17 protein-coding genes and 1 riboswitch are annotated in these 14,836 nt (G+C 31.6%); of the genes, 12 read left to right on the plus strand and 5 right to left on the minus strand.

Annotated elements, in window-relative coordinates; all coding sequences use genetic code 11:
• Positions 1 to 125 precede the first annotated feature (125 nt).
• From TTHE_RS03625 to TTHE_RS03675, 12 genes are all read left to right on the plus strand, one after another.
• The gene (locus TTHE_RS03625) at positions 126 to 761 is read left to right on the plus strand and encodes a class I SAM-dependent methyltransferase (RefSeq protein ID WP_013297251.1); all 636 of its coding nucleotides are present in this window, start codon (positions 126 to 128) and stop codon (positions 759 to 761) included.
• 12 nt (positions 762 to 773) lie between these two features.
• Complete coding sequence (locus TTHE_RS03630; RefSeq protein WP_013297252.1) at positions 774 to 1,910, plus strand: bifunctional cystathionine gamma-lyase/homocysteine desulfhydrase; 1,137 nt, start codon at positions 774 to 776, stop codon at positions 1,908 to 1,910.
• Between the two features lie 4 nt (positions 1,911 to 1,914).
• Entirely contained in the window at positions 1,915 to 2,835 is a 921-nt protein-coding gene (gene cysK / locus TTHE_RS03635) for a cysteine synthase A (RefSeq protein WP_013297253.1), read from the plus strand.
• A gap of 89 nt (positions 2,836 to 2,924) precedes the next feature.
• Positions 2,925 to 3,027: riboswitch (SAM riboswitch) on the plus strand.
• Positions 3,028 to 3,157: 130 nt separating this feature from the next.
• Positions 3,158 to 4,450 carry a homocysteine synthase gene (locus TTHE_RS03640; protein ID WP_013297254.1) on the plus strand — a complete coding sequence of 431 codons (1,293 nt, stop codon included), beginning with the start codon at positions 3,158 to 3,160 and terminating at the stop codon, positions 4,448 to 4,450.
• Between the two features lie 214 nt (positions 4,451 to 4,664).
• Positions 4,665 to 4,859: a YHS domain-containing protein gene (locus tag TTHE_RS03645; RefSeq protein WP_013297255.1), complete on the plus strand. Its 195-nt coding sequence runs from the start codon at positions 4,665 to 4,667 to the stop codon at positions 4,857 to 4,859.
• Positions 4,860 to 5,306: 447 nt separating this feature from the next.
• A complete protein-coding gene (gene lgt, locus TTHE_RS03650) occupies positions 5,307 to 6,140 on the plus strand; it encodes a prolipoprotein diacylglyceryl transferase (protein ID WP_013297256.1) in 834 nt (277 codons plus the stop codon).
• Positions 6,141 to 6,173: 33 nt separating this feature from the next.
• Positions 6,174 to 6,332, plus strand: a complete 159-nt coding sequence (locus tag TTHE_RS13905) for a DUF2933 domain-containing protein (RefSeq protein ID WP_013297257.1) — start codon at positions 6,174 to 6,176, stop codon at positions 6,330 to 6,332.
• Positions 6,333 to 6,403: 71 nt separating this feature from the next.
• The gene (locus TTHE_RS03655; RefSeq protein ID WP_013297258.1) at positions 6,404 to 7,549 is read left to right on the plus strand and encodes a murein hydrolase activator EnvC family protein; all 1,146 of its coding nucleotides are present in this window, start codon (positions 6,404 to 6,406) and stop codon (positions 7,547 to 7,549) included.
• A gap of 44 nt (positions 7,550 to 7,593) precedes the next feature.
• The gene (locus tag TTHE_RS03660; protein WP_013297259.1) at positions 7,594 to 8,808 is read left to right on the plus strand and encodes a spermidine synthase family protein; all 1,215 of its coding nucleotides are present in this window, start codon (positions 7,594 to 7,596) and stop codon (positions 8,806 to 8,808) included.
• Positions 8,809 to 8,981: 173 nt separating this feature from the next.
• Positions 8,982 to 9,701: a PspA/IM30 family protein gene (locus TTHE_RS03665; RefSeq protein WP_013297260.1), complete on the plus strand. Its 720-nt coding sequence runs from the start codon at positions 8,982 to 8,984 to the stop codon at positions 9,699 to 9,701.
• Positions 9,702 to 9,707: 6 nt separating this feature from the next.
• Positions 9,708 to 10,358 carry a coiled-coil domain-containing protein gene (locus TTHE_RS03670; protein ID WP_013297261.1) on the plus strand — a complete coding sequence of 217 codons (651 nt, stop codon included), beginning with the start codon at positions 9,708 to 9,710 and terminating at the stop codon, positions 10,356 to 10,358.
• 164 nt (positions 10,359 to 10,522) lie between these two features.
• Positions 10,523 to 11,794 carry an Nramp family divalent metal transporter gene (locus TTHE_RS03675; RefSeq protein ID WP_013297262.1) on the plus strand — a complete coding sequence of 424 codons (1,272 nt, stop codon included), beginning with the start codon at positions 10,523 to 10,525 and terminating at the stop codon, positions 11,792 to 11,794.
• Between the two features lie 55 nt (positions 11,795 to 11,849).
• Here the strand turns inward: TTHE_RS03675 and TTHE_RS03680 are convergent, their stop codons facing one another.
• The 5 genes from TTHE_RS03680 to TTHE_RS03700 form a co-directional block, all read right to left on the minus strand.
• The gene (locus tag TTHE_RS03680; protein ID WP_013297263.1) at positions 11,850 to 12,140 is read right to left on the minus strand and encodes a hypothetical protein; all 291 of its coding nucleotides are present in this window, start codon (positions 12,138 to 12,140) and stop codon (positions 11,850 to 11,852) included.
• A 114-nt stretch (positions 12,141 to 12,254) separates the two neighbouring features.
• Positions 12,255 to 12,881 carry a class I SAM-dependent methyltransferase gene (locus tag TTHE_RS03685; protein ID WP_013297264.1) on the minus strand — a complete coding sequence of 209 codons (627 nt, stop codon included), beginning with the start codon at positions 12,879 to 12,881 and terminating at the stop codon, positions 12,255 to 12,257.
• 149 nt (positions 12,882 to 13,030) lie between these two features.
• On the minus strand, positions 13,031 to 13,315 hold the full coding sequence (locus TTHE_RS03690) for a YHS domain-containing protein (protein WP_013297265.1): 285 nt from the start codon (positions 13,313 to 13,315) through the stop codon (positions 13,031 to 13,033).
• A 47-nt stretch (positions 13,316 to 13,362) separates the two neighbouring features.
• Complete coding sequence (locus TTHE_RS03695) at positions 13,363 to 14,088, minus strand: cytochrome c biogenesis CcdA family protein (protein WP_013297266.1); 726 nt, start codon at positions 14,086 to 14,088, stop codon at positions 13,363 to 13,365.
• Positions 14,089 to 14,098: 10 nt separating this feature from the next.
• On the minus strand, positions 14,099 to 14,605 hold the full coding sequence (locus TTHE_RS03700; protein WP_013297267.1) for a hypothetical protein: 507 nt from the start codon (positions 14,603 to 14,605) through the stop codon (positions 14,099 to 14,101).
• Positions 14,606 to 14,836 lie beyond the last annotated feature (231 nt).

Below are 14,836 nucleotides of genomic sequence, written 5' to 3' on the forward strand. Positions count from 1 at the left end.
GTCCATGTTTTTCTTGAAGAAATTTTTTAAAAAAGTAATTTTTTTATTGACATTTTAGAAGAAGAATGGTATTTTAATTATAACCAAGTATTCATATCGGAATACTATAAATTAGGAGGTGCTATATGAACTATATAGAATATTTTGACAGTATAGCGGGAGAATGGGATGAGATTAGGAAAAAATACTTCGATGATGATATTCGAAACATTGCAATAGAAAGATCTAACATAAAAAATAAAGGCGGTTTAATTGTTGCAGATATTGGTACAGGGTCAGGATTTATGGCTTTGGAATTATCAAAATATGCAAGAGAAGTTGTTGGGATCGACGTTTCAGATGAAATGCTTAAATATGCAAAACAAACTGCTGAGAATGCTGGCATTAATAACATAATTTTTTTAAAAGGAAGTATGGAGCAAATACCAATAATTGATGATTCTATCGATGTAGTTTTTTCAAACATGGTATTACATCATGTAGAAAATCCGTTTAAAGGCATCATGGAAATACACAGGATTTTAAAGCCGGGCGGAATGTTGATCATAACAGATGTTATGAAGCACAGTAGTGAGTGGGCAAGATTCGAAATGTACGACAGATGGCTTGGATTTAATTTAGAAGATATAGAAAAATGGCTTATTCATAGTAACTTTAAAGAAATACTTGTAAAAGAAACAGGACTTTATGCAACTGCAAAGTCATCTAAAGGAGAGATAGCAAAAACAGGAATATTTATAGCAAAAGGAATTAAAGAATAAGGAGGATTTAGGATGAGAAAGGAGACAAAATTAATTCATGGTGGTATATTTGGTGACGAAAAAACAGGTGCAGTATCAACACCTATATACCAAACATCGACGTTTAAACAGGATGCCGTAGGAAAAGATAGGGGTTATGAATATTCAAGAACAGGTAATCCAACACGAGAATCATTAGAAAAGCTTATTAATGATCTAGAGGGTGGAAAGGGTGGTTTTGCCTTTGCATCTGGCATGGCAGCAATATCGACAGTTTTGATGCTTTTTAATGCTGGTGACGAGGTAATAGTTTCAAATAATGTTTATGGAGGAACATTCAGGGTACTTGAGAAAGTTTTTAAAAGGCTTGGCATAGTTTCAAAATTTGTAGACACGTCTTTAAAAGATGATGTTGTAAATAGTATAACAAAAAATACAAAGGCAATATTTTATGAAACACCTACAAATCCTCTTATGACAATTACAAATATCAGAGAAATTTCAAGAATAGCTAAAGAATATAGCATACTTTCGATAGTTGATAATACTTTTATGACACCATATTTCCAAAGACCCATTGAATTAGGTGCAGACATAGTTGTTCATAGTGCAACAAAATACCTTGGAGGCCATAGCGATGTTGTAGCAGGCCTTGTCGTTGTTAATAGTGAAGAATTAGCTCATAAAATTCATTTTCTGCAAAATGCAGTTGGTGGCATTTTAGGACCACAGGATTCTTACCTTGTGATTAGGGGAATAAAAACACTTAGCGTTAGAATGGAAAGACATGAGAAAAATGCCAAAGAAATTGCAAATTGGCTTTTGGAACAACCTGAAGTTGAAAAAGTTTATTATCCTGGTTTACATACACATCCAGGATACGATATTGCAAAAGAGCAGATGGATGGCTTTGGAGGCGTGATTTCATTTGAGTTAAAAAACAAAGATATGGCATTAAAATTATTAAACAATGTAAAACTTATTACACTTGCGGAAAGCCTAGGCGGATATGAAAGCCTAATTTCATATCCAGCAAAAATGACACATGCGTCTATACCAGAGGAACAGAGATTGAAGCTTGGCATAACCGATAAGTTAGTAAGACTATCAGTTGGACTTGAGAATTATCTGGATTTAATTGATGATTTAAAAAATGCAATAAGGAGTTGAAATCATGAAATATGCAGAGGGAATCAGTGATTTAATTGGCAAGACACCACTTCTAAAAATAACTCATTTTGATATACCTCCATATGTAAACATCTTTGCCAAGCTAGAAAACATGAACCCTGGTGGTTCTGTAAAAGATAGAACGTGCTATTACATGATAAAAGATGCTGAAGATAAAGGGTTAATAAAAAAAGGTTCTACTATAATAGAGCCTACTGCTGGGAATACGGGCATTGGCCTTGCACTTGCAGCATTGAATAAAGGTTATAAAGTCATATTTGTTGTACCAACTAAATTTTCAGTAGAAAAACAGATACTAATGAAAGCTTTGGGTGCTGAAATAATAAATACGCCTAAAGAGCTTGGAATGAAAGGAGCGATGGATAAAGCATATGAATTAGCAAAGGAGATTAAGGACTCATATATTCCAAACCAGTTTAAAAATATGGCAAATGTAAAGGCTCATTATGAAACAACAGGACCAGAGATATATGATGCTTTGGATGGAAATGTAGATGTGTTTATTGCTGGAGCAGGTACTGGTGGAACGTTCACAGGTGTAGTTAGGTATTTAAAAGAGAAAAATCCTAAAGTAAAAGGCGTGCTTGCTGATCCTATTGGTTCAATAATTGGTGGAGGAGATTTAGTAAAATGCTATAAAATAGAGGGCATAGGTAATGATTTTATACCTGATACTATGGATGTAAGCTTAATAGATGATGTCGAAAAGGTATCTGATGATGAAGCCTTTTATTATGTTAAGGAACTTGCAAAAAGAGAAGGATTATTTGTAGGATCATCGTCGGGCGCTGCCTTTGCTGCGGCTATAAAACAGGCTAATAAGCAAAAGGAACCAAAAAATATAGTTGTAGTATTTCCTGATAGATCTGATAGGTATTTTAGTGAAAATTTATATAGATTTTAAATTTCAACCTGATAAATGTCCAAGAATACCTATTGACATTATTGATTTAAAGTGTTAATATAATTAACAATATAAAGAAAATATCGAACCTCTTATCAAGAGTGGTGGAGGGACTGGCCCGATGAAACCCGGCAACCGGCATATATTATGCGTCTGGTGCCAAATCCTGCAGGGAAACCTGAGAGATGAGAGGAGCGGCGTAAATTTAGCCCTCTTCTACATCGAAGAGGGCTTTTAATATTCTAAAAAAGCGAAAAGAGGTGAATTATAAGAATAACATTTTAATTTCTTTAAACTAAAATTATGAAGAGGAGAGATTTATATGAGTGAAGAAAGAAAATTAAAATTTGATACATTGCAGGTACATGCGGGGCAAAAGCCGGATCCTACGACAGGTTCAATGGCTGTTCCAATCTATCAGACAACATCATATGTTTTTAAAGATACTGATCAAGCAGCAGCATTATTCAATCTTAAAGAGGCAGGAAACATATATACAAGAATTATGAATCCGACAAATGATGTATTTGAACAGAGAATTGCCGCACTTGAAGGAGGAGTAGGGGCAGTTGCAACAGCATCTGGTGCTGCAGCTATAACATACTCTATATTAAATATAGCAGGTGCAGGTGATGAAATAGTATCTGCAAGTACATTATATGGTGGAACATACAATCTTTTCGCTTTAACATTGCCTAAACTTGGCATTAAAACGACATTTGTAGATCCAGATGATCCTGAAAATTTCAGAAAAGCAATAACAGACAGAACAAAGGCATTGTATATAGAAACAATAGGAAATCCCGGGATAAATATACCTGATTTCGAGGCTATAGCAAAAATAGCGCATGAGAATAAAATACCGCTAATTGTAGACAACACATTTGCAACACCATATCTTTTCCGTCCGTTTGAATACGGGGCAGATATAGTAGTACATTCAGCGACAAAATTTATAGGAGGCCACGGGACATCAATAGGAGGAGTAATAGTAGATTCAGGAAAATTTGATTGGGCAGGAAGCGGAAGATTCACTGAATTTGTAGAGCCAGATCCCAGCTATCACGGAATCAAATATGTTGAATCATTTGGACCGGCCGCATATATTACAAAATTAAGGGTACAGCTTTTAAGAGACACTGGTGCATCTTTAAGCCCCTTCAATGCATTTTTATTTTTACAAGGACTAGAGACTTTGTCATTAAGAGTCCAAAGACATGTGGAAAATGCACAAAAAGTAGCAGAATTCTTAGCAAGCAATCCAAATGTGACGTGGGTAAACTATCCTGGACTTAAAGAAAACAAATACCATGAACTTGCAAAGAAATACCTACCGAAAGGCGCTGGATCAATATTGACATTTGGAATAAAAGGTGGAATAAATGCTGGAATCAAATTCATAAACAGCCTTGAATTATTCTCATTGCTGGCTAATGTTGGTGACGCAAAGTCTTTGGTAATTCATCCAGCAAGCACGACACATTCGCAATTAAACGAAGAAGAATTGTCATTAGCAGGTGTAACCCCTGACCAAATAAGACTTTCAATAGGCATAGAAGACATCGACGACATATTGTATGACCTTGACCAAGCACTTAAAAAAGCAGCAGAATAATTATTATAGAGCTCTCTTCACAATAGAAGAGGGCTTTTGACATTTTTAAAATAATTTACTAGATATTTGTTTAATATAATGTTATGGCAATAATATTTAAATTAATAATAGAAGCACATAAATATGTATATTCCGATTGACTTTTGTGTAATTAAATGATATCATATAAACATAAACCCAGTATGGGTATAATGTATCAAAGGAGGTGTGAAAAATGGCTAAGGATCCAGTGTGTGGAATGGATGTTAAAGAGGATAATGCTGCAGCTAAAACAACATTCAATGGAAAGGAATATTTTTTCTGTTCGAAAAGTTGTAAAGCAGAATTTGAAAAGAATCCAGAAAAATATGTAAAAAATGAAAGTGATGGAGGACATCATGGTGGGCACAGTCATCATGGTTGCTGTTAATTTGGTCTGACGTACATGATCTACTAAAATGCATTATAAATTTCTATTTGATTAATTTTTACTTGGGTTTGAACTATCATTCTCTAATTTATTTAGAGATTTGATATTTTTCAGGCCCTTTTTATTTGGCATGATTTTTGCATTATAAATTTCTAGATGGTACTAAGGTTTTATTATAGTGTATCTTTTTCTTAAGTTAATTTTAGACCTTATATCATTTTTTATTATATCGTGCGTTAGTGATAGATGTGGAATGGAGGTTATAATATATGGATGCTATGGCGGTAATAGCAATAATATCGGTGTAAAACATAAAGACAATCTTTTATAAAATTTTTTAAAGCAGAGAATTAGTGCCTTTTAGCACACTGTTGTAGCAATTGATACAGTAATTTATATATCTTTTTGAAGAATGAGTATGAAAGTTAATATGAGAGGAGATTTTTCATGACAGTACCTTTGTTTAATATTGGCGGTTTCACTATATATCTATTTGGAATAATGATAGCGATAGGTGTTGGCACAGGGTATATTTTGGCATTAAAAGAAGCCAAAAGAAAAGGCCTTGATGTTGACAAAGTTTCAGAATTTCTCGTGTACCTTATAATAGTTGGTATAATAGGGGGAAGGCTTGGATTCGTTTTGACATATCGACCATATTTTTTCCTGACACATCCACTTGAAATACTGAAAATACATGATGGTGGGATGGCTATTCATGGTAGTTTAGTTGCCGGGATTTTATTTAGTATATGGTATGTTAGAAAATATAAATTAAATTTCTGGAAAATTGCAGATTTAGCGTCGCCAGGGCTTGCTATAGGACAAGCAATCGGAAGAATAGGATGCGACATATTTGGGTATGCAATGGCACGTCCATGGCCATGGGGAATAAAAGTAAATGGACAATTATTGCATCCTGTACAAGTTTATGAATTTTTACTTGACTATATTATGTTTTTCGTGCTTTGGAGAAAAAGGGACAAAATAAAATACAATGGACAATTATTTATCATATATGTTATTTTCTTCAATATAAATAGATCTATTGTAGAATTTTTTAGAGTCGGAAATCCTATGATTTTACCACCATTTACAATCGCTCATCTTGCTAGTGCTATATTTATCGCTGCAGCTTTGATAGCGGCACATTATATTAAAAAATACAATACTATTGAGAAAGATGAGATGCCGGTACAAAGTAAAAAAGGTTTTTTAGATATTGCGGTGGTAGTTTTGTTAATGGCAATATCGACGGTTTTCTTTTACTATATCCATTAATTGAATAAAAATTTTATGAAAGGAGTGTTACAGATGAAGTTTTTAACAACTATTTTACCGTTTTTGTTTCTACTGTTGTGCCCATTAATGCATTTATTTATGATGAAAGGTATGCATAGTCATAATCACAGCCATGAACAAGATAAAGGCAATAGGCAAATCGAAAAACCTGAGGATGACGCAACAGAATAGGTATTGTAACATACCTGGTGAAATTCATACCAGGTATGTCGATTATATATAGATTTCTTAGGGGGATATTGATGAAACGTAAGATGACTATTTTTCTAATTATCATTTTTATTTTTGCATCTGTTTTTAATTATGGATATTCATCTAATTTAACTGACAATAAAAAGAGACTTGAAGACTTAAGCATTCAAAAACAACAAACTCAAAAAAAATTGAGTGAAAATTATCAAAAACAGCAATCTGTAAAAAAAGAACTATTAGACATCGACAAACAGCTATCAGAAACTCAAAAAGAATTGATTGAAAATCAGAGGAAATTATACTCAATTGAGCAAAAAATAAGTGAGACACAGAAAGAACTAGATATAGCTCAAAAAAGATATGACTCTCGTAAGAGTTTGTATAAAGAGAGGATAAGAGCAATATATATGAGTGGTGATGCAGGATATATTGAAGTTTTATTGGGTTCAAAAAATTTTATCGATTTTATATCACGACTTGATAATATAAAAAAATTAATGGCTTTTGATATAAGAATTTTAAATGAAATAAAAAACACTAAAAATTTAATAGCGAAAAAAGAAGAAGTCTTAAAAGAAGAAAAAAATAATTTGCAATATGTTACAGCTCAAGTGGAAGAGAGAAAGAAAAGGATACAAGTTGCCATGGTATCAAGAAGTGGTGTCTTGAGAGACCTAGAAAGACAACAAAAAAAATATGAGGAAGATCTTGAAGATCTAGAAACTGCATCAAAGCAGGTAATGGATATCATAAGAGCTCAAATTGGTTCGACAAACACGAATAATAGCAATGTAAAATATGCCAATGGAAAGTTGGTATGGCCTGTACCAGGATATTACAGTATAAGTTCACCATTTGGATATAGAATACATCCTGTTTACAAGACAAAGAAGTTACATACAGGTATAGATATACCTGCACCATATGGAACAATTGGTGTTGCAGCTGGTGATGGGACAGTCATATATACCGGATGGATATCAGGCTATGGAAATTCTGTGATAATCGATCACGGTGGAGGTATATCTACATTGTATGCACATAATTCCTCTATATTAGTTTCAAAAGGTAAAAGTGTAAAAAAAGGCGAACCTGTTGTAAAACTTGGGAGTACTGGACTTGTTACAGGTGTTAACCTTCATTTTGAAGTTAGGATAAACGGTACACCAGTTGATCCAGAACCATATGTAAGATAAAGAAATAATAAGATTATTATAAATAACAGCAAAGGATGGGTTAGATGATTCAAGAGAAGGGAAAAAGCAAATTATTGCTTTTGTTTGGAATTAGCTTTTTATCCATATCAATGTTTATATATCAAGTAATATTGACAAGGGTTATTTCAGCTATTTTTACATATCATTACACATTTATAATAACCTCGTTTTCAATTTTAGGACTCGGTATTGGAGGAATAATTGCATATAGACAATTAAAAAACAATAAGACAAATAATCAATTTTTAAAGGACAACTTAATTAAGAAGATAGTATTGATGCCAATTTCATATATATTTGTTCTAGGATTATTTTATATATTACCGTTTTCTATCAATATATTGGTATATATTATACCTGCTATGGTACCTTTTATAATAGGTGGTTATATTTTATCATCAATTTATAGTGAATTTAGTGATATAAGCAATAAATTGTATTTTGCAGATTTGATTGGTTCTGGACTTGGCAGTATTTTAGTTTTATTTTCACTTGATTATTTAGGTGTTATAAAATCAATCATATTGATATCTATAATCTCATCTATTGCTGTAATATTCTTTGTAAATTTTTTATCTAAGAAATACATAATTGCATATGCAGTGTTAGGTATGTTTGTTATGTCAATTTTTGTGCCGCAAAATTATATTAGTGTGATGGAAAAAAACTTTGGCAGCATAATTACAAGTAAATTAAAAACATTTGGTAACATAATTAGTTCGGGAGATAAAGCAGAGATTGTATACACTAAATGGAATGCTTTTTCAAGAACGGATGTTATAAGAGTCGACAACGATCCGAACGAGATGATTGTAACAATTGATGGAACGGCAAGCTCTCCTATGTATAAATTTGATGGTAAAGATGGTAGTTTAGACATATATAAAAAAGATGTAGAATATTTACCATATACATTTGGTAAAAAAGATAATGTATTAATAATTGGCCCTGGCGGTGGTAGGGACAATTTAATAAATAAAATAATCATTTCATCAATATTAGTTATGATACCAGGCTTTTTTATGGGTATGCCATTCCCAAGGGGAATCAGATTATTAGGTACGGGTGATAAGAATGTTATACCGATTGCTTGGGGTATCAACGGTGCAATGTCAGTAATCGGTTCGATTCTATCTGTAATAATATCTATGATATTTGGCTTTAAAATAACATTGATAACCGGTGCTATTATATATGGTTTAATATGTTTATATAATAGAGACAGATTGATTTTATGACAGGAAACACGTGTAATAAGCAGAAAAATCGCACTAACATCTAATTATAATTGTATGTTAATTTTGTACATAAATTTTCTATAATTGAAATTAAAATAATAGTTAAGATTTCATAAGATCTTCACATTTCTGAGGTAATATTAGAATATAAAATTGTAAAGGAGAGATTAATTATGAGTTTAGTAAAACGCATATCTAATATTTTTAAAGCTAAGGCAAATGACATAGTAGAAAAGATGGAGGATCCTGAAGACACCTTAAATTACTCATTAGTAGAGATGAGAGAAAATTTATCTAAAATAAAGAAATCTATGCTAGATGTGGCAACATTAAAGAAAAAATTAGAAAATGAATTAAGCGACATCAATATTAAAATATCAGAATACGAGAAAAATGCTGAATTAGCTTTAGAAAGCGGTAGAGAGGATTTAGCAAAAGCATCAATACAAAATAAAAATGATTTAATAGAAAAAAAGACAAATCTTGAATCACAGATAAAAAGCATAGAGGAGCAGCTTATGAATATAGAAAAAAGTAAGGAACAAATGGAAGACAATTTAATAAAATTACAGAGCAAAAAAGAAGAACTTATTACTATGAAAAAAGTATCGGATGCACAGGTAATGATAAAAGAAACGTTGACAGGTATTGCAAATGATACAACTGATTTAGGTGAAAGAATAAGAAATGCAGAAGAAAAAATTAAAGAAAAATATGCAAAATCACAAGCTATTGATTATATGGTTGATGAAGGCATGCTTGATAACATATTAGATGATGGAGATAATGTAGAAAAAGAATTAAAAGAAATTGAAAAGCAAAAAAGAGCTGAAGAAGAATTTGAAGAACTTAAAAAGAGAGTAGCTGCAAAAAATCAAGCAATTAAGGAGTGAGTTATAATGGGATGCGGCGGAAGAGGTTTTTATAGGTTCTTTGATTTAATTGATGATTTTGGATGCTGCGGAAATAAAGGATTCTATCATGAAAGACATTATGAATATGACAAATATGATGAGATGATAACTGTAATAGATAGATTGTACGCAGAGGGTAAAATAGATACTGAATACTACCAAAGATTGAGAAAAGAAGCTGCAATTGGCAATCTAACAATGGACGATTTAATGAGAATTGAGATAAATAGCCAAAAGAAATTAAATCGTGAATACAACGATATGGATCACGAATTAAAAAAATATTATGATAAATTAAATCAAATTGATAAGGCTATAGAAGAATCAGAGAAGATAAAAAATGATTTATTATCAGAGATTGAGAATTTGAAAAGAAAATCTGAAAGCCTCGAGAAAGTTGCAGAAACGATGATTTCTGTAGACGAGGCTTCAACAAAAGATTATATTAAAGGAAAAATAGAAATTGAGAGCAAAATATCGACTCTTGAAAAGAGAAAACAAGATCTTGACAAAGATATTTCTGATATGGACGAACTTAAAAATGAATTAAATCTTAAAATTCTTGAATTAAAATCATTAAAGCAAAGAGAGAGGCTAAATGACCTAAAATTTGATATAAAGGATATAAATAAATAGAACTCTAAAAGGGTTCTATTTATTATTGCAGTATGAGGAAATATATTATATAATCTAATTGAGAATGAATTTCAAAATCACAAGAAGGATGTAAAAGTCAACAAAATTCACATTTCTCAAGTTGTACCAAGTTTCAGAAAAACTAATATAGAAAGGGTGCTTATATGTCATTAAATGAAAATGAACTTACACTATCCAAAAAACTTGAAGGATCAAAAAAGAAAAAATCTGCTATTTTATTACTACTTGCAACAATAGGCCCAGGACTCACTGTTATGTTAGCAGATACTGATGCAGGATCTATTATAACATCGGCACAATCGGGCGCAAGATGGGGTTATAGCTTGTTGTGGTTGCAATTTTTGCTCATACCAATTCTGTATTTTGTGCAGGAACTTACAACACGCATCGGAATAACGACTGGAAAAGGGCATGGCGAATTGATCAAAGAAAAGTTTGGTGCAGGTTGGGCATGGTTTTCAGTTTTAACACTTGTGGTTTCTGCTATAGGTGCTTTAGTTACAGAATTTTCTGGTATTGCTAGTGTTGGCTTATTGTTTGGTATACCAAAGTGGATAAGCATATCTCTTGCATCAATCTCTTTAATATTAATAACAGGCTTTGGACGTTATACTATTGTTGAACGCATAGCTATATTTATTGGATTATTTGAATTAAGCTTTATACCAGCGGTTATACTAGCACATCCCGATACTTCATCAATAATAAATGGGATTATTGGACAGAAGCCTTTAAGCGATGAATCTTATAGACTTCTTATAGCAGCAAATGTTGGAGCCGTAATAATGCCTTGGATGATATTTTATCAACAAGGTGCTGTGATAGATAAAAAATTAACTGAAAAATCAATAAGATTTAGCCGCATTGACACTGCTGTTGGTTCTGTCGTGACTCAGATAATCATGGCGGTTGTACTTATATTAACGGCTGCCACTATTGGACGAATAAATCCAAATGTTTCACTTACGAATATTCAGCAGATTGCTGATTCACTTATACCATTTGTAGGTCAGGTTGGTGGTAAAATTCTATTTTCGGCTGGTATTCTTGGTGCTTCTTTGATAGCAGCTGTCGTTGTTTCATTGGCAACTTCATGGTCTCTAGGTGAAGTTATGGATTTTAAGCGAAGCCTTAATTCATCATGGAAAGAAGCTCCAATATTTTACGGTTTATATGCTGCAGGTATCATTATTTCCGCCATTATCGTCTTATCAGGAGTACCCCTTGTTACATTGACAATTTCAGTTGAAATAATGAATTCATTGCTTTTGCCAATTGTTCTTGGATTTTTATTAGCGCTTGGATGGAAGGCATTACCTGAAAAGTATAAATTAAAAAAATGGGAAAAAACCATACTCGTAATAATATATGTACTTGTATGTTCTTTAGGAATTCTTACATTATTTCAGATATGATTATAGATGCGAATTAACTATGTATAAAAAGGAGCCATTTGGCTCCTAAATTAAATTACTTTTGCTGTCCATTAATTTCATTTTTTAATGAATTTGTGCATGCATTTAACATATTTTGTGCATCTTTTTCATCTATATTTCCACCCATCATATTTTGCACATCTTTTGCTGTCAGGCCTTTCATGTAGTTATACATCGCATTATAGTTGAAATTTGAACCCATCATGTTAAAACCATAGCCGTTATTAATTGTATCGGCTTTTGCTCTTAATGCAGGTATTTGCGTAAATGCTATAGCACCTATTATTAGCACACCTGCAAATATAGCTATAACTTTCTTTCTCATTTAAAATTCCTCCTTGTTTTTTTATTGTGATTTTATTATACAATGCAATTATAAAGATCTTATGAAGATTGAGAAATTTTTTATAGAAATTTTTTATTTCACATATCGACTTTTTTATTTGCCTGCAATTATAAGTTTCATTATGTCAAGAGCTAGATTTTCTTCTTTAAGTATTTTAAATCCTGAAATCTTTAAGTTTTTTACGGTATCTCTATTTATGTTTGCACCCCATGTGTTTACAGTAAGAGGATTGAGGATATCCATTAGTGTACCTAAGATTAGTTTTTTGCTTCTTACGTGCTCAAGCATAAAAAGCTTCCCATCATTTTTTAATACTCTTTTTAGCTCTTTTAATCCTTTTATAGGATCCGGCACAGAACAAAACACACAGCTTGTTACTATAGCATCAAATGTACTATCATTAAACTCAAGGTTTTCTATATCCATTACTCTAATATCGACATTTTTACCATACCTTTTGGCTTTATCTTTTGATATTTCTACCATTTTAGGTGAAAAATCAATACCATAAATATTTTTACCTTCAGGATAATATAAAATATTACTACCAGTACCAATACCTGCTTCAAGTATAGTGTTTCCTGAAACCTCAGACCAAAGCATCTTTCTCCACCTTTTACCGCCTGAAGACTCCATAAGGCTTTCCATCAGATCATAATATTTTGCAATTCTTTCATATCTTCTTTTAATAATTTCAGTTCTATTCGCTGAGCTTCCCATATTGAATCAACTCCTTCATGTAATATTATACCTTAAATCTTAAAATGCATTATTAACGATAGTATCAATAAATGCTTATACTATTTTCGGATTTGGTAAGTAATATATTAAAAGCTGTTGAATTATATCAACAGCCATTATTGTGCGACTTATTTGTTTTCAAATTCCTTTGCACAGGTTTCACTACAGAAATAATATCTTTTTCCATTTATAACTTTTGTTATGGCTTTATCAGCGGGTATGTGCATGCCACAGACAGGATCTTTTACCATTTCTATATTATTCATGTTATTATCTCCATGATGATGTTCCATATTTCCATTTTTCTCATAAGTGCGATCATTATGGTTGTGACCGCCGCAACATCCCATGCCGCCTTTATTCATTAAATACATTATCCCGATGAATAATAATATATATAATATAGTACTCATGTTATCCCACCTTTTATAATTTATCCTTATTTTATAAAATATTAAATTTACATTCCAAAAGGAAGTTTATAAGGTATTATCTTATTAAGAATACCAACTATATAAGAGTATCTATCAGTTAAAAGAAGGATTCCGAATATAATCATAATTGTACCCAAAATATTTGATATTGTTCTCATATATTTACTAATCTTAGTTAATCCAAAAAGTATTTTATCCATAAATAATCCAACAAGTATATATGGTACTGCAAGACCTATAGAGAATATAAACATGATGAGCATTCCTGATGCAGCAGAACCGGTACTTCCCGCATATATTAATATCGAATATAAAATAGGACCTATGCAATGAGAGCATGCAAATGCGAAAAACAGACCTATCAAAAAAGCTTTGAAAGTTCCAGTTTTAATTCCAAATATCTTATTTTCAGGTAGATTTATGCTTTTAAAATTGATATTTATAACCCCAAGTAGGTTTAGGCCGAACAAAATCACGAAAATACCGCCTATAATATTTAGTAAATATAAGTAGTTTTTAAATAATGATGCAATCCATCCTGCTGTACCGCCTGCAATTGTAAAAACAATTGTAAATGCAAGAATAAATGCAAATGTGCTTGATATGACATTTAATTTAATTTTTTTGTCTTTTATATTTTTAAGCTCTTCAATTGATAAACCTGTTATTGTTGTAAAATAAACAGTTATCATTGGAATAATACATGGCGATATAAATGATATTATACCTGCTATAAAAGCTATAAAGTACATTAAAATCACCTCATCTAAGCTCATTAGACTGCCATACAAACTCTCTTGTATTCGCACCGCCTATATTTTTTATGACTAATTTTATCGATTTTGTTGAGTTATCAAGGATTTTTTTTCCATTGATGTTATTTTCAACACTTAATATGCCTGATACATGATGACCGGAACCTTCTTCTTTCCAATTGAATCCATCTTTTATTGATAATCCTTTATCATTTACTAATTCTACGGATTTTGATAAATTAAGATCTGATAAATCCATCGAATGATTGTTTAACATCACCTGAAATTTAAGTATTTTATCACCTTGTTTATTTGGATTTAGAAACATTACATCTATGGAAATACTACCTTCATTATTTGTTTTTATGTTTGAATTTTCTGCTACATTGTTGTTATATGTACCATTTGGTACAGCAGTTGTGTTTTTTCCAGCACCTCCTTTTAAGATTATTGGGATTGATATTGCCGATACAATAATAACAGTTGCTAAAAGAATGATTAAAATTTTTTTCATACTTGTATTCCTCCTTTATTTACATCTATTGCAAAAATCGTGCCAATTTTATTTGATTAGCTCTCCAGTTTATTTCGCATAAGAAGCCATATGTATTTATATATTTATTACTTTCAGCAATAGCAGATTTCATTAAATTGGCATAAAAATTGCATGAGATTATTAATGTACACCTTCACATACAATCTAGGATCTATTGTTATAGATCCAAATTTTTTAAAGGGTGATTAA

This window comes from Thermoanaerobacterium thermosaccharolyticum DSM 571 (assembly GCF_000145615.1).
GTDB classification, from domain to species: domain Bacteria; phylum Bacillota; class Thermoanaerobacteria; order Thermoanaerobacterales; family Thermoanaerobacteraceae; genus Thermoanaerobacterium; species Thermoanaerobacterium thermosaccharolyticum.